The following is a 21487-nucleotide window of genomic DNA, read 5'->3' as shown; positions in this document are numbered from 1 at the left end:
GGTCACCACTTGCGTCGGCCAGGGCATTCGGGGTTTGTCCAGCTCGTGATTCGGGGGATCTATGTCCGCGTTCGACCGCCGTTCCTTCCTGACCGGCGCTGCCGTGGTCGGAGCCGCTATCGCGAGTCCGGCAATCGCCCACGGAAATCCCACGCCGCGAAAGCGCACCCCGGTGGTCCGTGAAGACCATCGGGCGATCGTCATCGGCTCGGGATTCGGTGGCGGTGTCGCCGCACTGCGCCTGGCCGAAGCGGGTGTGCCGGTGACGGTGCTCGAACGCGGAAGGCGCTGGGCGACAGGTCCGAACTCGGAGACATTCCCCAGAGCCACCACGCCCGACAAGCGCATTCTGTGGTACCGGTCTGCGCCCCAACTGTTCGGCAAGCCCGCCGTGTTCGAGCCCTACGTCGGACTGCTCGAGGCGGTGCCCGGCGAGAACATGACCGCGCTGTGTGCGGCCGGTGTCGGCGGCGGGTCCCTGGTCTATCAGGGCATGACCCTGCAACCCGACGAATCGGTGTTCAACACACACTTCCCCCAGGAACTCGACTGGGCGACCATGAATCGGGTCCACTACCCCCGTGTCGCCAGGATGCTCCGGCTCGCGGTTGCACCTGACGAGCTGATCGGCACCCCCAACTACCGGGCCGCGCGGGTGTTCGCCAAGAGCGTTCGCGAAGCGGGCTTGCCGGTGTCAAAGATCCCGATGCCGATCGACTGGAACTTTGCCCTCGACGAGTTGCGCGGAAAGATGAAGCCCTCGTACACCAACGGCGACGGCGCACTCGGCGTGAACAACGGCGGAAAACACTCGGTCGACGTCACCTATATCGCTGCGGCCGAAGCGACCGGGCGGGTTGCCGTGCACACGCAGCACCACGTCACCGATGTCGAGCGGACACCCGAAGGCCGTTGGCGGGTCTATGTCGACCGGATCGATTCGGCCGGAAACGTTCTCGAGAACAAGATCTTGACCACCAACGCACTCGTGATGGCCGCCGGCAGCATGAACACCTCCAAATTGCTGATGCGCGCCGCGGCAAAGGGACAGATACCCGACATGCCCGACGACCTCGGCGGCAACTGGGGCAGCAACGCCGACCGCATCTACGTATGGACCAATCTGGAGACCGAGTTCGGGGCGCCGCAAGGTGGGCCGGTCATCTACGGCAGCAAGAACTGGTCCGACCCGAACGCCGCGCACACCGTGATCCAGGCGTCGGTGCCGCCGCTGTCCTTCGATGCCCGCAGCACGATGATGGTGGGTTACGGGGTGAGCACCGGACGCGGCCGCTTCCACTACGACTCCGACCGTGACGACGCAATCCTGCGGTGGCCCACCGACAGTGACGCAGAGATCCAGAACCGCCATATCGGCCCTACGGTGCGCAAGATCGCGGGACCTGGCGGCATCCTCACCGACACCAACGAGTTCTTCCCTTCCACCTGGCATCCGCTCGGTGGAGCCAGCATGGGCCCGGTGTGCGACCTCGAGGGTCGCGTGCACGGGCAACGCGGTCTTTACGTTCTCGACGGTGCGCTGATGCCCGGCAACTCGGCGGCATGCAACCCGTCGATGACCATCGCTGCCGTGGCTGAACGGGCACTCGATCATCTCGTCACCACCGAAGTCGGTACGGTCATCTGAGTCCACGATCGCCAGCGGTCGGCGAATCCCTTTCATAGTCAGGAATCACGTTGCTACACACCCTTTCCACGCGCAGCGGGGCCGCCAGGCGAGTTCGCTTCGCCATACTGGCGCTGAGTGTCTCGGTGATGACGGCTGCCGCCGTCGGCGCGGCTCCGTCTGCGTCGGCTGCCCCGTCCTCGGACTTCTACGGCATGCCCGCCGAGTACCCGACCACTCCGGGTTCGGTGATCCGAACCGAATCTATGCCCCTACTGGTGTCGATCCCGGGTGTGAACGGCCCGTGGCCGGGTTCTGCAAGCCGCGTCCTCTACACCTCGCGTCTGGAGAACGGTGAGCCGACGCCGGTCAGCGGCACCTTCATCGACTCGACCCAGCCGTGGCAAGGCGAGGGAGAGCGGCCGACCGTCGTCATCGGCCCGGGCACCATGGGTCAAGGCGATCAATGCGCACCGTCGCGAGCATTCGCCACAGGGTTGATTGCACAGACCGACCCTCTTTCCTTCTCCGCGAACCAAGAAGCGTTGTCGGCCGCACGCTGGAATGCCCTGGGCGCAAGGGTGTTCGTCACCGATTACGTGGGGCTGGGCACTCCGGGCGTCCACACATACGTCAACCGCGTCGAGGAAGCCCACGCGATGATCGATGCTGCCCGAGCGGCAAACGCACTCAGCGGTACCGGCTCTCGCACACCGATAGCTTTCTGGGGCTACTCCCAAGGTGGTGGGGCATCGGCGGCCGCGGCCGAACTGCAGCCGACCGACGCGCCCGAGCTCAACCTCAAGGGCACCTGGGCAGGCGCACCCCCGGCGGATCTCCTCGACGTTCTGGCGAAGGTCGACGGCAATCTGATCGGAGGTGTCATCGGCTTCGCAATCAACGGCTTCGTCGCACGTCATCCCGCGCTGAAGAAGCCTCTCGCCGAGCGCACAACGCCTGCGGGACAGGCAATGCTGGATCGGCTGGGAACCGAGTGCATCGGTGATGTGATCTTCCAGCAACCGTTCTTGCGCACCAGCTCGCTCACAAGGGACGGCAAGTCTCTACTCGAGAACCTCGACACCATTCCCGAAGCTGCTCCCATCTTCGAGGAACAACGCATCGGCACGCTGGCGCCGGCGAGTCCGGTGTTCGTGACCAGCGGCATCAACGACGACACCATCCCGTACGAGCAGGCGCGGCAGCTCGCCGGCGAGTGGTGTGAGAAGGGCGCCGACGTCACGTTCCGCACCAACCAGCTGCCGCCCATCACCCCGGGCTTGGTGTTGCCCAACCACTTCGGGCCCGATCTCATCGACGGTCTCGGAACGGGTGGCGCCGTCGACTACCTCATGGATCGGTTTGCGAACAAGCCCGTCACCGGTTGCACCTTCAACTGACCAGGCCCGTTGCGGGATATTCTTCAGCGTGAGCCAGGCAGGTCCGCGGTGGCCGGTTCCTGGTTGTACTGCTCGTCTGTGACGGGTGCGAGCCATTGGACGGCGTCGTACTCTTCGCTGCTCTCGTTGATGGCGAGGTGGACCATCAGCCGGTTGGGCGCGGCCCCGTGCCAGTGCTCTTCATCGGCCTCGAACAGGACCCGGTCACCTGGTCTGATGATCTCGACTGGTCCACCTCGGCGCTGGCACAACCCGATTCCCTCGGTGACGAACACGGTCTGACTCAAAGGGTGACGGTGCCAGTGCGTTCGCGCCCCGGGCATGAAATGCACCAGGTTGGCCGACACCCGCGATGGTGCCGGCGCAGCGGCCACGGCGTCGATGTAGACATCGCCGGTGAACCAGTCGCTGGGCCCCTTGGTGGTCGAAACCGAACTGCGGACTATCTGCATGTGAACTCCCGAATCAATTGATCGACAATGTTCTACGTCTGTGACGGCTTGGCCTGGCTGTGCTCCGCAGCCCACGATCCGAGTAGCCGAAGACGCTCGGAACTGGGCGAACCGGGTTCGGCCGTGTACACCATCAACACCGAACCCGCGCCACCAAAGTACCTCTGACACTGTGACACGGCGCTGTCATTGCCGGAACGCACCCCGCGTCACCGTGCCGTCAGCACCTTCGAGTAGAGACTGACACCCTTCGCGTCACGTAAGTTCACCGTGAAGGTGCGATCTTCGGGGTTGATGGTCACCTCGCCGAAGTGCTGAAAGCCCTCAGCCGGTGAGACATTCGCTTCCGTCGGCGCATGCACGAACTCGTATCGGGCACCGAACGTTCCATCGAGCGGGCTTTCCGGGAACGCCCCGGCATTCAGTGGACCCGACACGAACTCCCAGAAGGGCGCAAAGTCGGTGAACCCGGCCCGGCTCGGCTCATACGAGATGGCGGCGGTGTAGTGCACATCGGCGGTCAGATAAACGATGTTGGGGACGTTCTTGGTCTGGGACAGGACTCTGGAGAAGGCGATCTCACGGCCAAGAGGTTGGCCATTATCGCCCTGCGCAACACCTTCCATCGATTTCGGCCCTACAACGGGATCTGTTGCCTTGTCAGGCACGACGATCGACAAGGGCAGGTCGTTCGCCACGACCTTCCACGTCGCCGAGGACGTCGTCAATCCGTTGATGAGCCACTGCGTCTGCTTGGCCCCGAGGACACCCTCCGGGCTGTTCGGGCTCCATGCGTTCGGATTCGGATCTTTGTAGCTACGCATGTCGAGGACAAAGACGTCCAAGTCCGGACCGTAGGCAATCTTGCGGTACAGACGTCCGTCGACGGCTTCACTGGGTTGGACGGGCTGCCACTCCTGCCAGGCTTGCGCGGCGAAACCAGCGAGTGTGTCCACATCGGTTTCGGTGTAGCCCTTGCGATCCTGCCCGGCGAGGGACTCCCCGGGGAACCAGTTGTTGACCACCTCGTGGTCGTCCCATTGAACAATCTGCGGGACGTTCGCGGCAAACCTACGGTAGTGGGAGTCGGTCAGGTTGTATGCGTAGTTGCCCCGGAAATCGTCGAGCGTCTCGGCCACATGCGATTTCGCGTCCGTTGTCACGTTCACATACGTGCCACCGTTGTTTTGCTTTTGAGACTCCGCGACCGGACCATCCGCGTAGATCGCGTCACCGGAGTGCAGGAAGAAGTCGGGCCTCAGATCAGCAATCGCGCCGAAAATGGCCATACCTCCCATGCTTTCGTTGATGCCCCAGCCTTGCCCCACAACATCTCCCGACCAAGCGAAGCGCAACGTTCCCGGTCGAGCCGGCACCGTGGTGAACACACCGGTCAGGGGCTCGGACCGAGCGCCGCTTTCTCCTTCGAGGATTACGCGGTAGTGGACTGTCTGGCCGGGCTCGAGACCGGTGAGTCGCACACGTCCGGTTCCGTCCGACGCCGGCGTGAGCATCGGCCCGGTGAATTGCTTTGTATTCGTGAAAGACTCGGTTGCGGATGTCTCGACAAACATCGTCGCTGGGGTGTCGGAACGCGCCCAGATGAGGGCGCCATCGGCGCGCGGATCTCCGCTTGCGATTCCGTGGGTGAGCCGCGGGCGTGGCACCGCCAGTCCGCTCGACGACGGTGACGTTGCCGATCCGGACCCGCCACATGCCGCAAGTGCACTTCCGGCCGGGATGAGCAGAGCGCCGATGGCGCCGGCGCGCAGCAGCGTACGGCGGTTCAACATGGGATTCGTCTCAGGCATACCCCACAGGTTGTCGACCCCGAAAGACGCGAATCGAAACAGAACACCCACGGCCGGCAAACGTAAGGTTTCGTCGGGGTCAACTCCATTCCTCGAAACAACCTGGGTGGATCGTCGACTACCGCTTATCGCTGATTTGCCTATCATCTGACTGCTCGCGAGACATCGGCCTGACGTTTTGGATGGCGGTGACCACAGCCGCAGCAATGAGCCAGACAAATACTCTGTTGCCTGTGTCGCGGGCAGACAGGTCGCCGCTGCCGAGTAGCCCGGCAAGCCCTGCAACGATGAGAAAGAACCACGGCGCAAAAGTCGAGCGATTCGTGAGCATCTCGTGATCTTCTCACTCAACTGCACGCGTTACATGTGCGACGATCACAGAATGGGGAGCCTGGGGGATGCGGGTCTAGCTTCGCGGGAGACCCATCCCGCCTCAGGCCGCACCGAGAAGCAGCAACTGCCCACGAATTGGCTTCGCACGGTGTGGCTCTCTTCCCTCTTTTTGGCAACCTTGGCCGGTGGTTACGTTGGCGCAGTCACTTCGACGACGATCGTGGGCGCCGTCGTCGGGGCGATCATGGCGGTGCCGGCTGGGGCGATCGCGGCCCTGATCATCGTTGGCACTGGCGCGCTCTTCCTCAGAGCCTCCGGCGACGGTGAGCGGAGGGCGTCACGGGACAGATGGTTCCGAGTGGTGTTCAGTGCCTACGTCGGTACGGTCGTCGGGCTGCTGCTCTTCATCGTCTCCTTTGTTCTGGCTGCTCGAGACTTGGCACAGGTGCCGTACGTCGGGATTGTCTGCGTTTCCACCCTGGTCGCAGTGATGGGGTTCCGCTTTCCACCGACTTATCGAACAGCCGGTCTCTGACGACAACCTCCGCACGCCAGGCTCCACGCTTGAAGGATCAGTCTTCTAGGACATCTCGAATTTGCAGGGAGCCGAAGTCAACGGTGTGGCCGCCGCCCTTGTTGCGGGCGACGTACATTGCGGTGTCCGCGGAGCTGACGATCTCCTCTGGGCTGCGTTCGTCGTGTGGTGATATGTGGGTGATTCCCACACTGGCCCGCAACCGGACAGCAGTCTCTTCGACGACCACCGGTTCGGTCAACGCCAGGTGGATGGAATCGGAGACGTCGTCGACGAAGTCCTGATCCACTCCTTGGAGAACTGCGATGAACTCTGCACCGACGACCCGACCCAGCAGATGAGGCTGGGGAAGGCTGTCGCGTAGGCGTTGAGCGGTCTCGGCGAGGGCCTCGTCGCCGCGTAGGTGGCCCAATGAGGCGTTGAGTTCTCTCAGCTTGTCGAAATTGATGACCATCACAACGTTGCTGCGGCCGACATCGTCGGGCGCAGACTCGAGCAGCGAGGCGAGGTGCTCGAGGACGGCGGGCAACCTGGGAAGCCCGGTCAGCTGATCGTTCACGTCGCCGGCGAACAAACGTTTCCGCGAGAGATGAAGTTCCGTGATGTCGCGGAAAGACAACAACACCGAGCATTCGGGATCGTCCAGCCGGAGGTCAGCTCGGGACACTTCAAGCCACACCGTCTGACCGATGAGATTCTCGAAAGAGACTGTCGCAGTGTCTATTATGTCGCCGTGATCGGCGCGGTAACTTGAAATAGACTGCGACTCAACGACTTCCCCATGGGTGTCGTGAAACGATATCCCGAACCCGTCCGGAAACGACATATCGTCGACCTGGCGTTCATCGAGATCGAACAAGTTGCTTGCCACGTCATTGGCGAGTTGCAGAAGCCCATTTTGCGACAGAACGACCGCACCGATCGGCAGCGCATCGATGACGGCCTCAACGCCCTGCCGGTCCGCGTTGGTAGGCACGCTGTGCAGGCCGCGTGGGCGGTTGTTTCGGGTCATCATCGGCCCTTCTCGCTGACTCATCAAGTGAGCATGTCCGGTGGGTGTCGTGACCCCAACGTAGATGGGCGCACGCCGATCCCTGCGCACTGGCCGACTAATACTCCTCGAGCTGCGCGCGTTTCTCGCGTTCCATCTCGCGAACGGCCTTGCGACGAGTGCTCAAGATACCGACGGTAGCGATCAGCCAGACGGCGTATTGCACCGTCCATGCCACCCGGAACGAGTCGAACGAGTAGCCGCCCATCGCCCCGATGATGATTCCCATCACCTGCATCACGATCAGCGACACCAGGAAGCCACCCATGTTGACCATGCCCTGTGCGGTCCCGAGGCTCTTGCTGGGATTGAAGGTACGCGCGAAGTCGAAACCGACCACCGATCCTGGCCCGCCCACCGAGATGACCACCACGAGAATCACCAAGAGCCACGTGGGTGCGGGTGCCGGCAATGCCAGCACCACAGTCCAGATGGCCGCATTGCTACCCATGATTCCCAGGACAAGCCAGGAGCGTCGGGCCGGGAATCGACCGGTGAGCAAGCCGATGATGATGCCGGCACCGATGATCGACACCACCGAAGCGCTCAGCAGTGCGCCCGCTGCACCCGCCGAAAGGTTCTGTCCCGTTGTCAGATACGGGATACCCCACATCAACGCGAAGACGGTGATGGAGAACTGGGTGCCCATATGGCTGAAGAAGCCCAGCCTGGTTCCCGGGCGCGACCACACCGTCTTGATACTGCGCAGTGTCTCCCTCACCGATACCGACTCGGTGGTGGCGTCGGTGCCGGGGGGCGCGTCGCGCACAAAAGCCAGGGCCAGCACGGCGGTGAGAAGGCCGAGCGCGACAGCCGAGGAGTACGCGGCCGTCCAGCCCGGCCCGTTCAGCAGGGCAAGGAACGGGACCGCCGACAGCACCTGGCCGAGTTGGCCGAGGATGCCGGTCAACTGGGTCACCAGCGGTACCCGCTTGGGCGTGAACCACCGTGGCACCAGCCGCAGAACCGAGATGAAGGTGAACGCGTCGCCCGCCCCGACCAATGCGCGGGCGATGATGGCGGCAGGAAGGGCCTCGGTGAGGGCCAGGGTCATCTGGCCGACGGCCATGATCAGCGCGCCCGTCACGATCAACGCCCGGCTGCCGTATCGATCGAGTAGCAGACCGGCCGGGATCTGCATGCTCGCGTAGACGATCACCTGCAACACCACAAAGGTGGAGAGCACACTGGGGCTCGCCGAGAACCTGTCGGCGGCGTCGAGGCCGGAAACACCTAGAGTTGTCCGGTCCAGAACGGCGACGACGTACGCCAGCAGTCCCACCGACCAGACCAGCCAGGCGCGCACCGTTCCTCCTTCGCTGTACTCGCTCATCTGCGACCCACCGAGCGACCGCCGTCACCGCGATGCCCTCAGTCCACACCGGTCGCGTGCGCACAGCCATTCAGGGGTACGCACTCGGTAGCCTAGGTAACAACCAAGGACCGCTGATGCGCCACTGGCGTCGGAGGAACACCCGGGACACACTTGGTGTTGTCATACCCGAGTGACACCTCCGTCCCGCAGCCAGCGGAGACGAATCCCCCGAGGAGGACAACGTGTCGCATGAATATCGCAAAGACCCCGACGCCGTCGCCCGGTTGAACCCGGCGCAGTTCGCCGTCACCCAGAAGTCGGCCACCGAGCCGGCCTTCCGGAACGAATTCTGGGACAACCACGAGGCCGGCCTGTACGTCGACATCGTGTCCGGTGAGCCCCTGTTCACGTCGACGAAGAAGTTCGACAGCGGCTGCGGATGGCCCAGCTTCACCACGCCGATCGAACCGGCGAACGTGGTCGAGAAGACGGACAGCACCCACGGCATGGTGCGCACCGAAGTCCGGTCCACCCATGGCGACAGCCACCTGGGACACGTCTTCAACGACGGACCGATCGACGAAGGTGGTCTGCGTTACTGCATCAACTCGGCCGCACTCCGGTTCATCCCGGTCGCCGAGATGGAAAGCGCCGGCTACGGCGAGTACCTGCATCTGTTCAACAGCAAGGAGGCCACACGATGACCGAAAAGGCGATACTGGCGGGCGGATGTTTCTGGGGCGTCCAGGAACTGGTTCGTAGGCAGCCGGGCGTCATCTCCACTCGTGTCGGCTACACCGGCGGCGACGTACCCAACGCGACGTACCGCAACCACGGCACCCATGCGGAGGCCCTCGAGATCGAGTTCGACCCCGAACAGACGAGCTACCGGGATCTTCTCGAGTTCTTCTTCCAGATCCACGACCCGTCGACCAAGAACCGGCAGGGCAACGACATCGGGATGAGCTACCGATCGGCGATCTTCTACACCGACGACGAGCAGAAGCGCGTCGCTCTCGACACCATCGCCGATGTCGACGCGTCAGGCCTGTGGCCAGGCAAGGTCGTCACCGAAGTGGTTCCTGCGGGACCATTCTGGGAGGCCGAGCCCGAGCATCAGGACTACCTGCAGCGCATTCCGAACGGGTACACGTGTCACTTCGTGCGTCCGGGCTGGAAGTTGCCGCGGCGGGAGAACGCCAGCGCGTGATCACCGCGCCGGTGATCGCGGTCTGATCATCGGCACATGACACATCAGGGCGACGCGCACAATGCGCGTCGCCCTGATTCGTGTTGTGACCCTTGCTCAGCCGGCGAGGTCCTGACCACCCGTGGGCCTGTCAGAACGACGGCGGATCAGCAGGACGATGCCCGCGATCAACGAGATGCCACCGATCGTTCCCACGATCGCCGGGATGATGACGCCACCCCACCGGAGCTGATCGACATAGCCGGAGGCTTTGTCCGACTGCCGGTCTTCGGTTGCCGAATCCCAGGCCATCGTCGCCTTGAACACGTCCATCCGGAAGTCGCGGATGGGCTGGGCAAGACCCGGATCTTCCCAACCGGGCGACTTGAAGTACTGGTGCTGCTCTTCGAGTCCACGCAAGACGGTTCCCGTCTTCGGTTCCACCCACACATGCCGCGTGGCGGTCGCAAAGCGGTCCATCACGATCTTCTCGTTGGCAGGCACACCTTCGATGCCCCACCAGCTCGCAGGCATCTCGAGTGACGTCCCTGGCGCGGGTTCGCCGCTGGGGGTCTCGAGCTGCACCTGATCGATCTCGGGCACCTCGCTCACGAACTCGTACGCGGTGAGTCCGTTGATCTTGGTCTCACCGACGAATTTGGCCGGGACGTCCTGGCGGGTGTTGACGTCGTAGTACGGGTACTCCGACTTCTCGACATCGAAGCCGAACTTGTACTGGAAGCCTTCTCGCGGCGCCTCCACGAAGTTGCTCTCGTCTTCGATGGTTCGAACGCCGGCCGGCGCCTGCACTGTGTGCAGGCGGTGGATCTCGCCGTTCGGCTTGCTCGTCTCGCGGTTGAGTGAGACGACGTCGATGTTGCCGGTGAGTACACCGTCGGAACACGTGCGCGCGCTGTCGACAGCGGCAACATTCGGCTCGACGATCTCGTCGCCGTCGCGGATGCGGTCGATCCGGACGGTCTGGCCGGACTGCACGGTCACCTGGTCACTGTCGGACGGTTCGATGACCACGGTGCGGCGCTGCTGGGTGAGGTGCGCGTTGAACACCTCGGCGCGTGGACCGGACACCGAACAGCGGTCGAAGACCTTTGCCGGCAGCTCGTCGTCATCGGTGATTCCGGCCGGCTGCGACACCGCCACGGTGGTGATGTCGAGATCAAGCGGTACCACCTTGAGCTGGGGGACCAACCAGACCGGGACGGCAATGGCAGCGGTCACGGCCGCGACGCCGAAAAAGATCAGCGCGGGCGCCAGAAACCTGTTGATTGTGAGCTCCCTTCGGATGCCGATGTGGCTCGACAAGTATGGCAAGCGGACATGACGGGCCGACGCCGCACCTCATCGACAGCCATCACAGCGGGGTCGACGGCGATCACAGCGGGTAGGTACCGAAGACTCCGGTGGGGTCGATCTGGTCTCGAAGCCCACGCAGTCGTCCGAGGTTCCCCCCGAACGCGGCGTCGATCTCCGCTTCCGTCTCGGCGAAACCGGGACGCACTTCCACGCTGTAGACACCGGTGGTGTGCCCGGACAAGGCGGCCAGCGTTTCGCTCGCCCAGGACAGACATGGTTGTTCGTCGGACGGATCCGACCAGATCGCGTTGAGTGGGATGTTCCATTCGGCTGATCGCCCCCAGAAAGCCGTATCGGTGTCACCGACATCAGCGAGGGCGCCACCGGTCTGCTGGAAGTCGATGCGGCAGGCGGGTGTAGGTGCGGCAGCGATCTGGGTGGCGAGCGCGTCCGCAACCGAAGCATCGAGCGAAGGGCCGGTGAACACGGCCTTCCCGAAGAACGAGCCCCTGGCGTCGGCGGGTTCGGGCAGCAAGAGCGGCGACGGTTCGGCACCCCCCGCACCAGGCGGGGTGTATTCGGGCAGGCCCGAGAGGTAGCGGCCCGACATCTCCGAACGGTAGTGCACCTGTTTCGACGCATCCATGACAGCCGTTGCCGCCCTTCGTACCTCATCGATGTCGGCGGCGTCTTCACTCGCACATGTGGTGAACAGCAGCATCACCGGTTTCCCCGGCGTCAGGTCGGCGTAGCCGAGCACCGCACCCATCATCATGTGCCGCGGCACCTCTGGTGCGATGCGGAAGTATGTGGCGAGCGCGTCGAGATCCACCACACTCCGGTGCACCCACATCGGGCCCGCGCGATGCGTGTTCAGGGTGGCCGAGGTGACCACGCCGAACGGTGGCGCGCACCCCCGAACCGCCCACCACAGGTCTGCGTCGCGGCCGGTACTGCTGTCGGACAACTGCACGACCTCCCCGGAGGGCAGGACCAACTCCATTGCGGCGAGGTGGTCGAGGGTCAACCCGAGGCTGCGGGTGTAATAGCCGACCCCACCGCGGGTGACCAACCCGAACCCGGCGTGCTGTGAGATTCCGACCGGGACGATGCGACCGGGGCCAAGCGCATCGAGCATGGTGCCCACGCTCGCTCCCCCACCGACGGTGACCGTCTCACCCTCTGCTTGCGCACCGTTCATATGAGCCGACAGATCGATCATGATCGACTGATCGGCAACGCAGTTCGAACTCAGTCCGCCGCCTCGCACGGTGACCGTGTTCCCCGACCGTTCGGCGATGGTGACGGCCTCGGCCACCTCGCTCACGGAGGTCGGCTGCACCACGCAAAGCGGGTGACGTCGCGCTGCATCGGGAAAGAAGATCCGTCCCAGGGCGTCGCGGTAACCGGCCGTTCCAGGAGCGTGCACCCGGCCTGCCAATGCCGCGTTCAGCTCGCGGATCGCATCGGTGCCCTGAGCCGCCACGATGGCCCCATTCCTGGTTTTTCGTACGCGGTGCCGCACAGACCTTCCGACGCGACCGAGTCTCTCAGACCAAACGGGTACTGACAGCGGAACGCGCGACGGCTCGAGATCATGGCCTTGCAGCACCGGGCCGAATCTCATTCGGCGCCTTGTCAACCCGCCACAAAGATCGTGAGTGAAACTATCCATCTACCCAGGGATGTGCCCTTGGCGATCACTTTTCCTCAACCACCAGCGAACCGACGTCTTCACCGCACCGCGGGCCGCAGGGTGTGGTAAGCCTCTCGTATATCGCGCGGATGCGGACGTGATGGTCGGGTGGAAGCCAAGGGGTATCGAATGGGTCACCTACGTCTGGGTACCGCGCTGGCCGCAGCTGTTCCGGTACTCATGTCGGCGTTTCTGGTACCTGTCCCGACGTACGCCGCGCCTGCCGATGAATCTTCTCTTCCTGGCGTCAACCAGTTCACCTCGTGCACACCGGCACCCGAACATCAACGACCCGTGGTGCTGGTCCACGGCAACGGGTCCGGGATGGCCGCCACCTGGCGGACGTTGTCAAAGCGGCTCTCCGACTCCGGCTTCTGCGTGTTCGCGCTCGACTACGGACGTCATCAGCCCGGTAGCGATGAGAACCTGCTCGACCTCGCCGGTGGGAGCGACATCGAAGAGTCTGCGGACGTGCTCGCCGCGTTCGTCAGCAAGGTGCGATCGGCGACGGCGGCCGACAAGGTCGACGTGGTCGCCCATTCGATGGGCGCACTCACTGCACGCCACTACCTCAAGTTCGTGGAGCGCAACACCATCCACACTGTGGTGAGCGTCGGTGGCACCAACCACGGATCGACCTTCGAATCGAACACGGACCTGCCCCTTGGTTCCAATTCGGAGATATACAGGCAAACCGACGCTGCCGGACTACCCGCCGACGAGGTGCTTGCCGCGGCCGTCGGTCCCGCGTACGCCCAGCAGATGGCCGGGTCGTCTTTCCTCACGCAGCTGAACGCCGGCGGCGACACCGTTCCCGGGGTTGATTACGTGGCCGTGGCAACACGTGGAGACAAGGTCGTCACCCCGCCGGAATCGGCGTTCCTGACCGCCGGCCCCGACGCCACGGTGCGCAATGTGTGGGTTCAGGACGGTTGCCCCGGATTGGTCGTCGACCACATGGGTCTGACCACCCACCCGCGCTCCCTGTGGCTGATCCACACCGCTCTCGACCCAGACCTTGCCGACACGATGCCCGCGCCCTGCCCCTGAATCTCTACTTTTCGACCCACCACATGTTCATGCTCGCGACGTCACTAGGGACACCATGAAAAACCCCGTCACGCAGTTCCGCCGGAACTCCCGTCTACTCGTCGCCGTAGCAGTCGCGGGACTCGCGGTGGCGATGGCGCCTGCAGCCACGTCCTCCGCCGACCCGATCATCGACCGCGCGATCGCGGCGCCCGACGGCTCCCATCTCGTGAGTCTTGTGCGCGGAGAAGGACGCGAGGCGACCGCCGAGGTGTACTCCGCCGCGATGGACAAGAACATCGGGCTCAAGCTGCTGATCGCGCCAGGAGACGAGCCGCGACCGACGGTGTACGTGCTCGACGGGGTCGGTGGAGCCGGCGAGGAGAACGGCCTGCTCAGCTGGGGCGATGCAGCGTCGTTCTACAAGACGAAAGACGTCAACGTGGTCGCCACCCTCGGCGGAGACTCGAGCTACTACACCGATTGGCAGCGCGACGATCCCGAACTCGGGCGCAACAAGTGGACCACCTTCCTCACCGAGGAACTCCCACCCATCGTCGACTCGGCCCTGAACACCACAGGCAAGAACGCGATCGTGGGTGTCTCGATGTCCGCCACCTCCGTGCTCGCGCTGTCCATCCAGAAACCCGACCTCTATGAAGGCGTGGCCTCGTTCAGCGGCTGCGCCCAGACCAGCGATCCACTCGGACGTGCGTACGTCTACATCACGGTGTCGAACTTCGGTGGCAACCCCGTCAACATGTGGGGTGAGCCGGACGACCCCGCATGGCAGGCGAACGATCCGTATGTCCACGCCGCGGGGCTGCGTGGGACCGCGCTCTACATCTCCACCGGATCAGGACTGCCGGGTGAGCACGACAACCTCGAGGCACCCAACGTCGACGGTGAGACCAGCCAGCTGGTGGCGCAATTGACTGCCGGCGGGGTGATCGAAGCCGCGACGAATCAGTGCACTCAGAACTTACGTGGCCGGCTCGACGCGCTCGGGATCCCGGCCACCTACAACTTCAAGGACAAGGGAACGCACTCCTGGGACTACTGGCGCGACGACGTACACGACTCGTGGCCCGTGCTCTACGAGTCGATTCGCTGACGCGCCGACTTCAGAAGCCGAGACCCATCCAATCGGTTCCCACAAAATCGGCCTCCAGTTTGTTGGCCTCGACGCGCACGTCGTCGGGGTCCGGGTCGAGACCATCTGCGGCGATTGCGCGTAGTGCCGCGGTGACTCCTGCCTCGTAGGTTTCGTACCCACCGATGATCTCGCTGTCCGCACGCCACCACACCAGCAGATGGGTGCCGTTCGGCGACGGGCAGAAGCCGACCACCTGGCCGTCGCGGGACAGGGTGGGGCAGCCATCCGGGTAGCCGTCGTCGTCGCTCATAGCCGCACTCTAGACATCGCCGCCGACAACAGTGTTTGCTGTGCCCCGACCCTGTGACCTGCAGACCGGTGACCTTGCAGAGATCTCATTCCGGTATCGAGATCACAAATCGTCCGCTTGCCGTAGCTTGACCGGCGGACTCTTGTGTTTGAGACCACAAATCCCTGGGTAGTCCGGGAAGAAATCGTCTCGTCAGGAGTCAACGTGGATACCGTCGTCTGGATCGTCATAGCCGTAGTGGTGGTGCTGGCTCTCATAGCGCTCGCACTGTTCTTGGCACGCAAGCGCAAGGAAAGCCGTCGGGTGCAAGCCGGAGAGATCCGGGAGCAGGCGTCCGAACGCGTCGCCGGCGTCCGTAAGCGTGAGGCCATCGCCGAAGAGCACGCAGCCAACGCCCGACGGGCGCAGGCGGAAGCCGACGCCAAGGCCGCCGAGGCCAAGCGCCTGGCCGCAGAGGCGAGCACCCATCAGGGCACGGCTGCCAGCAAGCGCCAAGAACTCGACGCCGAGTTCCAGCGCGCCGACAAGCTCGATCCCGACGTCGGCCGGAACGGCCGCGACGACAACCGCCACGACAACGGCAACCGTATGGATCCCCGCCAGGCCGGAAACGGCCCCGGCAACGGCCTCGATCCCCGCCACACCGGAAACGGTCCGGGCCACAATTTGGACCCCCGTCAGACAGGGAACGGTCCCGGCGACAACGGAAGCCACGTTCCCAGGCACAACCGCTAAACCTCTTTGCAAGCCGAGAGTCTCGTCGCCACGTGCGACGGGACTCTCGTGCGTTTGGTGGCCGTTGTGAGAACACCTGTTTAGCAACTTGATTCACCTGAATGAACACAGACTGGCGTCGGGCTTTATTCTTTGCTCCCCCAGCCACTTTCGAAGGCGCGGTTTCTCCACACTCATCTGTGGATAACCCCACGATTTGTGGATAACTCTCAATATGCCATTGATGCATCGCGTTTCGCGATGGTGTCGTCACCCGCGGCTAAAGTGAGCCCATGCGATACGGAATCTCCATCCTGCCCGACCAGTCGTGGCACGACGCGCGGCCGAAATGGGAACGAGCCGAGGAGATCGGCTTCGACCACGCCTGGGTGTTCGACCATCTGGTGTGGGGCGGGCTGCCCGACGCGCGTTGGTTCTCCAGCGTTCCGACGATGACCGCTCTCGCCATGGTGACCTCCACGATCAAGATCGGCTCGTTTGTGGTGTCGCCCAATTTTCGTCACCCCGTGTCTTTTTCGCGTGAGGTCGAGACCTTGCTCGACATCGCCGGCGACCGCGTGTTGCTGGGGCTGGGCGCCGGAGGTACACCTGACGACGGACTGCAGGGCGCCCCGGCGATGACACCGCGCCAGAAGGTCGACCGTTTCCAGGAGTTCACCCTCTTGCTCGACCGATTGCTCACCGACGACCATGTCTCGGCCGACGGCGAGTATTACCAGGCTCGCGACATGCGGTTGGTCGGCGGCTCGGTCCGGCACCGGGTCCCGTTCATCCTGGCGGGCAACGGGCCCCGTTCGATCCGCTTCGCCGTCCGCCACGGTGATGCCTGGATGACAACCGGGCAGAAGGCCGAGACGCTCGATGAGTGGTTCGACGGGGTCAAGCGTGCGTGCGACAACCTCGACGAGGCGATGGCCGACGAAGGTCGCTCCCCTGATGGCTTCGACCGCTACCTGAACCTCGACGCATCGCCGCAGTTCTCACTGACGAGTCTGGCGACGTTCGATGACATGGTCGGCCGGGCCGGGGAACTCGGCTTCACCGACGTGATCATCCACTGGCCGCGAGACGGTGACCCGTTCCGTGGCTCCGAGCGTGTGCTGGATGCACTGGCCGAGCGCGGATTCCCGCCACCGGTCTGACCGACCGCGGGTGCACTGACTACCGTCGCAGGCATGAGCACACCGTCGTGGGTGGAGTTGGCTGGCCGCAATGCGGCCGCCGAGACCGTGTACGTGTCCGGGTCGATGCGAACGTCAGCCAAAGAAGGCAACGAGACGCCCGGGCCCGTGTTCGACTTCTGGCACGGACCTCATGATCGGTGGCGGATCGAGCGCGAGGGCGATGTCGTCTACATCCAGGGCGCCGGCGAGAAGCCCTTGGTCCGCATCGACGGCGAGATGCGGCGTCTCGGCGGAGACTTCGGCATCGTCAATCTGGGTTCGCAGGCGAGCCCTCTCGACCTGTTGGGTGAGAACTCACTGTTGCGGCGGATGAGCCGGAATATGCGCGTGGCCGCACCTCCGGTGCGGATCGACAGAGCCGGCCGGGCTGCGTGGAGAACCGCCCTGCTGTCCCGGTCTGACGATTCGGTCGAGATCACCTTCGACGACATCACGGGCATCATCGTGGGGGTCGGCAATCCCGAGCGCGGCGACCTGTTCGAGGTGTACGACGTCAGCGAGCACGACGACCTACCTGCCGACCTCTTCGTCTGGACCGGACCCGTTGTCGAGGCCGAGCCCCGCGACCGCGGGCGCCGAGGCGGCCTGCCCACGGACCCACGCGAACGACATGAGCAGACTCTCGAGGTGATGGCGGCGACGGTGGCAGCTCTGGATCGGCCGCGGGACGTCCTCGAAGCCATCGCCGGCGCCGACGGCGGCCCCGCTGCACAAGCCGCCATCATCGAACTGCTCGGCGTCACCGAACGCGGCGCCGAGGCGGTGGCGGCAATGCAGTTGTCGCAGTTCCGTTCTGACGTCGCGAGGATGGCCCGCGCCGGGCTCATCGAGTTGCAGCGAACGCCCCCGCCTGCCTGATGGGGGAACAGTCCGGTCGAATTGTGTTCGCCATCGGCCAACTCGCCACGTGAGCACGGCGGTTTTCGGCACTATGTATTCATGGACACCACAGTTGTGGCATCTGGCGAGCCTGGTGGGCGTCGGGTCGGCCTGTGGGATGAGTTGCGGACCAAGTACGCCGACGTCGGGTTCACCAGTGCCGTAGGCGAATTGCGCTCGGTGACCACTGTCGACGGTGAGGTGACCGCAGCAACCGCCAGTTTCACGATCATGCCCGGCGACCGCTGGCACGTCAGCGATGACCACGGAGAGGTACACATCCAGCAAGGAGCCCGGTGCTGGATACGGGGTGGTCGCGGCGGCCTCGAACCTGTTTCAGGTGGCTCGGCAATGTCGGCTGCGGCAAAGTGGCGGCACGTACATCCGTACCGCTTGCTGGGAGACCCCGGCGATTGGCTCTTCGCCGACCCGCACAACTACCACTCCCCCGCTGCCGATCCCGTTGCGACCACGGTGGCGGGCCGGCCAGCCTGGGAATTTCTTCTCGACCCACCGCGCAGCAAGATCAACCCGTTGCAGGCCACCCTTGATGAGCACACCGGAGCATGCCTGCGCGTCTACGAACACGCGGACGGAGACGCGCACCTCATGGAGATCACTCACGTCGAGTTCAACGTCGCGGTGGACCCTCGGCGCTTCCTTCCCTCGGAGCCCGTGATGGAACCCGACTACGCCGAGCAATCGCACGGACAGCTGCAGGCTGACCGGGACCGTTTCGCGGGCTACCTCCGGGCCTTGGACCATGCTTCCGAGCTCATCGACATCGTGCAGCACAGTGCAGATCCGGCGGTTGCGGCGGCTGAAGTGGCTGAGCTGCTAGAGGTTTCAGACCTGACAGCCCGTGCGATCCTCGATCAACCCGTGCATCGCTTCACTGCGCTCTACCGTCAGCGGTTCGTAGAACAGTTGAGCGGAATCAGGGAGGTTCTGGGTTCGTGATGTGGGTCGGAAGGTCATCCTGCCGGCTTGTTCCGGGGCGGGCCTGTGGCCAACTACCGAACACCCGAGGGCGGTTTCCCCCGTGCTGCCGGGGATTGCGATGGTCGGCCCTGAAACACTTGCGGCCATGACCCGGCACCGCGTGTTTTCACATGCCCGCATCACTGGCCATAGTGCGTGGTGGGTCTTCATGGTGGCGACGCTGTTTGCCGGAGGCATCACCTGGACGGGTGTTAGCAGGTATGGCAACTACATCGGTGCGACCTCTTTCACCAAGGAGTATGGCTGGACGGCGTATACCGGGTTGACCGATACGCCGGTAGGCACCGCCTACTTCGCAGGCTCGTCCTACGACCCGTGGAGCGATCCTGAGTTGTGGTCAGCGATTGCGTTTGGCGCGGTACTCATTGCTGCTGTTGTCGAGGCGATCTCAGCTCGCGAGGTGTTGCCCGGAATTGTGACGGTCGCCGCGCCGTGCGTGGCGTTCGGACTGCTGTTGTTGGTTACTCCCGGTGTCCTGGACACCGTCGAGTTCGACACGATCCTCACCATGACTGTGGTGTTGGTGGCCGTTGCAGTCCGGGAAGTGTGGGCGCGCCGGTTCGCGCCGCAGCCGAGCTAGTCCGACCGCAACGGCGGATGTTCGGTGGCTCTTGCTGCTAACTGCTGTGGTGGAGGGGCAGGCGACTGCACCATCATCGCGGCGATGGGACGAAATGTGTTCTCTTCGAACACGATGTACCAGTACCCGCGTGGGATGCTGACCATCAGGTGCAAGCCTGAGCCGGCGGCCGCGATGGCGGACAGGTACTCGTCCCGGCCGACCAGGTTTGCTCCGCGGTAGTCGTGTTCGCTGACATTCGTGTGGTGCTGAGTGAAGTCGGGAACCCGGCTTATGTGCCAGACGGAACTGTCGTTGAGCTCTTGGACTGTGTGGTGCAGGCGGGCAAGTGTTTCGGTGGACGTATTCTGGGCGACGGCGTCGATGAGTTCGGCGGTGGAGAGGATGTGGGCCGGCGGCTTGGGTTTGGGGAAACCGCGATACACCCCGTCGGGTTGGGTGCCTCGGACGAAGTCATCGAAACCCATGTTGCTGATGGATAGGTTGTTTTCGATGGACCACATCTGTTCGGGAATTATCCGAATCGTCTGCCCACGCAAGAGATCGGTGTCCTCGCTCCATTCCGCTGGACTGGTGTCGACAGCGACGATCGGGTGTTCGGGATTGACGATGGTTTCGTTGTCTGCCAGGAACACGTAGTGAGGTGGGCCGGAGCCGATCAGTTCGAGGAGCATGGGCACGGTCAGGCCGTCGTTCTCGGGGTGGTCGATACATGTAAGGCCGGCTTGAAACTCGGTGTCGTCGTCGAAGTCGCTGGGTTGCGGGGCCATGGCCGCGAGTGCTGTTTCGCGCCAGAGACCGTTGTCGGTGAAGTCGGTACGGATCAGTAGCGATGCGTGCCCGCCGAGGTAGCTGCTGAGCAGGCGTCCGGTGCCGAGCGCGGCGGTCTCTTCAGCTTCTTGGGCAGCGAGGCGTTCTCGTTCGAGGTCGGCCCGTATCTCGGCAGGCGACTGTGCGGGAGGCGGGACTGGTGGGATCGAGTCGAGGATGCGTTGGCCGTCTCCTTCTGCGAGTTGGTGTTGGCTGCGGATCTCGATCGTCCACGGTCCCTGTTGCCCGCGGTGTGTGTGCGAGTAGAACTCCGATTGCCATATGGGTGCGGGTTCATCCAGTTCGGTAAGCCACCGGCGCACCATCACCTGGGAATGCTGCAACGTCGCCGTCAGGTCCATCGCTCCGGTCTTCGGATCGCCGTCGTCCACCGTGGTGGTGACTTTCGACGGCAGCCAGGTCGGATCTGAACGTGGCATCACAGCGAGCCGATGCTGCTTGTCCTCGTGCTCGCGCTGCTGGATCGAGATCTGCTCTTCTTGGTCGCGGACCTCGCCGTCCCACACGAAAAGATCGTCGTCGAAGTCCTCGTCGAGCACAGGATCAGATAGCTCCATCCACTCCTCGCCCTGACTCCACGCCAGCGCGACCCCCAGTTCGGCGTCGATGACGTACGTGGTCGCCTGTATACCCCTACGCGTTGACGCGAACTCCACCTGCCAACCCTGGCGTCCGCGGACCTGCACCTCGCGCGGCTCTGACGGTGTTCCCAATAGGTTCTCGCTGGATTGCGGCCAGTATCGATACGCCGTCAGGAGGTTTTCTGGGCCTACACCCCCCATCGTGACCACAAGACGGCTTGGCGATTTCATCGCGCGGATCATCACGCCCTCGTCGTCATGCCACCGGTATTCAGCGTCGGCGTTCTCGATGTACGTCGGCTGCCCCGACAAATTCTCAATGCGCTTGCGCTGCGGGAGGTCGACCCACACCCGAGACACGCTGCCGTCGGAGTGATGAACAGTCGCACGAACAGGACGCCCCATGGTGCTGTAACTGATTCCGCGTACCTGCGCCCACCCAAACCCCATACAGCGAACCTTTCCACACCGTGCCGATGGTGGGTGCGTACCGACCCAAAGGTCAACTCTTCGATGGACCGCGGCGATACTGCCGAG

General features: G+C 63.9%; 20 protein-coding genes. 12 read left to right on the top strand and 8 right to left on the bottom strand.

The genetic code is table 11. The features are described from left to right. The first annotated feature begins 61 nt into the window (after positions 1–61). Both WIMU1_RS07605 and WIMU1_RS07600 read left to right on the top strand, forming a co-directional pair. Entirely contained in the window at positions 62–1648 is a 1587-nt protein-coding gene (locus WIMU1_RS07605; RefSeq protein WP_062796191.1) for a GMC oxidoreductase, read from the top strand. A gap of 128 nt (positions 1649–1776) precedes the next feature. After that, positions 1777–3027: a lipase family protein gene (locus WIMU1_RS07600; protein WP_062796189.1), complete on the top strand. Its 1251-nt coding sequence runs from the start codon at positions 1777–1779 to the stop codon at positions 3025–3027. 23 nt (positions 3028–3050) lie between these two features. On the opposite strand, the gene WIMU1_RS07595 is transcribed toward WIMU1_RS07600, so the two are convergent. Next, on the bottom strand, positions 3051–3479 hold the full coding sequence (locus WIMU1_RS07595; protein ID WP_062796188.1) for a (R)-mandelonitrile lyase: 429 nt from the start codon (positions 3477–3479) through the stop codon (positions 3051–3053). A 209-nt stretch (positions 3480–3688) separates the two neighbouring features. Then, positions 3689–5290: an alkaline phosphatase D family protein gene (locus WIMU1_RS07590; protein ID WP_062797423.1), complete on the bottom strand. Its 1602-nt coding sequence runs from the start codon at positions 5288–5290 to the stop codon at positions 3689–3691. 334 nt (positions 5291–5624) lie between these two features. On the opposite strand from WIMU1_RS07590, the gene WIMU1_RS07580 reads away from it, so the two are divergent. Next, the gene (locus WIMU1_RS07580; protein WP_120802579.1) at positions 5625–6158 is read left to right on the top strand and encodes a hypothetical protein; all 534 of its coding nucleotides are present in this window, start codon (positions 5625–5627) and stop codon (positions 6156–6158) included. A 37-nt stretch (positions 6159–6195) separates the two neighbouring features. On the opposite strand, the gene WIMU1_RS26375 is transcribed toward WIMU1_RS07580, so the two are convergent. Next, complete coding sequence (locus WIMU1_RS26375; RefSeq protein ID WP_169805137.1) at positions 6196–6825, bottom strand: GGDEF domain-containing protein; 630 nt, start codon at positions 6823–6825, stop codon at positions 6196–6198. Between the two features lie 442 nt (positions 6826–7267). After that, positions 7268–8515 (bottom strand): MFS transporter, encoded by a 1248-nt coding sequence (locus WIMU1_RS07570; protein WP_062797421.1) that lies wholly within the window; start codon positions 8513–8515, stop codon positions 7268–7270. 251 nt (positions 8516–8766) lie between these two features. On the opposite strand from WIMU1_RS07570, the gene msrB reads away from it, so the two are divergent. Next, complete coding sequence (msrB, locus tag WIMU1_RS07565) at positions 8767–9228, top strand: peptide-methionine (R)-S-oxide reductase MsrB (protein ID WP_023958441.1); 462 nt, start codon at positions 8767–8769, stop codon at positions 9226–9228. Beyond that, the gene (gene msrA / locus WIMU1_RS07560) at positions 9225–9734 is read left to right on the top strand and encodes a peptide-methionine (S)-S-oxide reductase MsrA (RefSeq protein ID WP_023958439.1); all 510 of its coding nucleotides are present in this window, start codon (positions 9225–9227) and stop codon (positions 9732–9734) included. Before msrB ends, msrA begins: the two co-directional genes overlap by 4 nt. 96 nt (positions 9735–9830) lie before the next feature. Here msrA and pgfA read toward each other — a convergent pair whose 3' ends face one another. Together pgfA and WIMU1_RS07550 are read right to left on the bottom strand one after the other, a co-directional pair. Continuing rightward, on the bottom strand, positions 9831–11036 hold the full coding sequence (gene pgfA, locus WIMU1_RS07555; protein ID WP_255283874.1) for a cell envelope lipid trafficking protein PgfA: 1206 nt from the start codon (positions 11034–11036) through the stop codon (positions 9831–9833). Between the two features lie 70 nt (positions 11037–11106). Further along, positions 11107–12513 (bottom strand): FAD-binding oxidoreductase, encoded by a 1407-nt coding sequence (locus WIMU1_RS07550; protein WP_062796178.1) that lies wholly within the window; start codon positions 12511–12513, stop codon positions 11107–11109. Positions 12514–12852: 339 nt separating this feature from the next. Between WIMU1_RS07550 and WIMU1_RS07545 the strand changes: the two genes are divergently transcribed. Continuing rightward, entirely contained in the window at positions 12853–13773 is a 921-nt protein-coding gene (locus WIMU1_RS07545; RefSeq protein ID WP_062796176.1) for an esterase/lipase family protein, read from the top strand. Between the two features lie 55 nt (positions 13774–13828). Next, positions 13829–14866 carry an alpha/beta hydrolase gene (locus tag WIMU1_RS07540; protein ID WP_062796174.1) on the top strand — a complete coding sequence of 346 codons (1038 nt, stop codon included), beginning with the start codon at positions 13829–13831 and terminating at the stop codon, positions 14864–14866. A 10-nt stretch (positions 14867–14876) separates the two neighbouring features. On the opposite strand, the gene WIMU1_RS07535 is transcribed toward WIMU1_RS07540, so the two are convergent. After that, positions 14877–15158, bottom strand: coding sequence for a hypothetical protein (locus WIMU1_RS07535; RefSeq protein WP_062796172.1), 282 nt, complete (start codon positions 15156–15158; stop codon positions 14877–14879). 204 nt (positions 15159–15362) lie between these two features. Between WIMU1_RS07535 and WIMU1_RS07530 the strand changes: the two genes are divergently transcribed. The 5 genes from WIMU1_RS07530 to WIMU1_RS07510 all read left to right on the top strand — a co-directional run bounded on the left by WIMU1_RS07530 (position 15363) and on the right by WIMU1_RS07510 (position 19538). Continuing rightward, positions 15363–15893 carry a hypothetical protein gene (locus tag WIMU1_RS07530; protein WP_062796170.1) on the top strand — a complete coding sequence of 177 codons (531 nt, stop codon included), beginning with the start codon at positions 15363–15365 and terminating at the stop codon, positions 15891–15893. A 272-nt stretch (positions 15894–16165) separates the two neighbouring features. Then, the gene (locus tag WIMU1_RS07525; protein WP_062796168.1) at positions 16166–17035 is read left to right on the top strand and encodes an LLM class flavin-dependent oxidoreductase; all 870 of its coding nucleotides are present in this window, start codon (positions 16166–16168) and stop codon (positions 17033–17035) included. A 33-nt stretch (positions 17036–17068) separates the two neighbouring features. Next, on the top strand, positions 17069–17935 hold the full coding sequence (locus tag WIMU1_RS07520; protein WP_062796166.1) for a hypothetical protein: 867 nt from the start codon (positions 17069–17071) through the stop codon (positions 17933–17935). Positions 17936–18016: 81 nt separating this feature from the next. Continuing rightward, entirely contained in the window at positions 18017–18916 is a 900-nt protein-coding gene (locus WIMU1_RS07515) for a hypothetical protein (protein WP_062796164.1), read from the top strand. 190 nt (positions 18917–19106) lie between these two features. Next, on the top strand, positions 19107–19538 hold the full coding sequence (locus WIMU1_RS07510; protein WP_157366791.1) for a hypothetical protein: 432 nt from the start codon (positions 19107–19109) through the stop codon (positions 19536–19538). Here WIMU1_RS07510 and WIMU1_RS07505 read toward each other — a convergent pair. Next, positions 19535–21400 carry a DUF6924 domain-containing protein gene (locus WIMU1_RS07505; protein ID WP_147431353.1) on the bottom strand — a complete coding sequence of 622 codons (1866 nt, stop codon included), beginning with the start codon at positions 21398–21400 and terminating at the stop codon, positions 19535–19537. The genes WIMU1_RS07510 and WIMU1_RS07505 overlap by 4 nt on opposite strands. Positions 21401–21487: the final 87 nt, after the last annotated feature.

This window comes from Williamsia muralis NBRC 105860 (genome assembly GCF_001598915.1).
In the GTDB taxonomy this organism is placed as follows: Bacteria; Actinomycetota; Actinomycetes; order Mycobacteriales; family Mycobacteriaceae; genus Williamsia; species Williamsia muralis.
The sequence above is the reverse complement of the archived record's forward strand: the minus strand, read 5'-3'. Positions and strand labels throughout refer to the sequence as shown.

Bases quoted from the DNA above. Each gene is read 5' to 3' on its own strand.
- WIMU1_RS07605 (WP_062796191.1), top strand. From the start codon at position 62: ATGTCCGCGTTCGACCGCCGTTCCTTCCTGACCGGCGCTGCCGTGGTC.
- WIMU1_RS07600 (WP_062796189.1), top strand. From the start codon at position 1,777: ATGACGGCTGCCGCCGTCGGCGCGGCTCCGTCTGCGTCGGCTGCCCCG.
- WIMU1_RS07595 (WP_062796188.1), bottom strand. From the start codon at position 3,479: ATGCAGATAGTCCGCAGTTCGGTTTCGACCACCAAGGGGCCCAGCGAC.
- WIMU1_RS07590 (WP_062797423.1), bottom strand. From the start codon at position 5,290: ATGCCTGAGACGAATCCCATGTTGAACCGCCGTACGCTGCTGCGCGCC.
- msrA (WP_023958439.1), top strand. From the start codon at position 9,225: ATGACCGAAAAGGCGATACTGGCGGGCGGATGTTTCTGGGGCGTCCAG.
- WIMU1_RS07545 (WP_062796176.1), top strand. From the start codon at position 12,853: ATGGGTCACCTACGTCTGGGTACCGCGCTGGCCGCAGCTGTTCCGGTA.
- WIMU1_RS07540 (WP_062796174.1), top strand. From the start codon at position 13,829: ATGAAAAACCCCGTCACGCAGTTCCGCCGGAACTCCCGTCTACTCGTC.
- WIMU1_RS07535 (WP_062796172.1), bottom strand. From the start codon at position 15,158: ATGAGCGACGACGACGGCTACCCGGATGGCTGCCCCACCCTGTCCCGC.
- WIMU1_RS07525 (WP_062796168.1), top strand. From the start codon at position 16,166: ATGCGATACGGAATCTCCATCCTGCCCGACCAGTCGTGGCACGACGCG.
- WIMU1_RS07520 (WP_062796166.1), top strand. From the start codon at position 17,069: ATGAGCACACCGTCGTGGGTGGAGTTGGCTGGCCGCAATGCGGCCGCC.
- WIMU1_RS07515 (WP_062796164.1), top strand. From the start codon at position 18,017: ATGGACACCACAGTTGTGGCATCTGGCGAGCCTGGTGGGCGTCGGGTC.
- WIMU1_RS07510 (WP_157366791.1), top strand. From the start codon at position 19,107: ATGGTGGCGACGCTGTTTGCCGGAGGCATCACCTGGACGGGTGTTAGC.
- WIMU1_RS07505 (WP_147431353.1), bottom strand. From the start codon at position 21,400: ATGGGGTTTGGGTGGGCGCAGGTACGCGGAATCAGTTACAGCACCATG.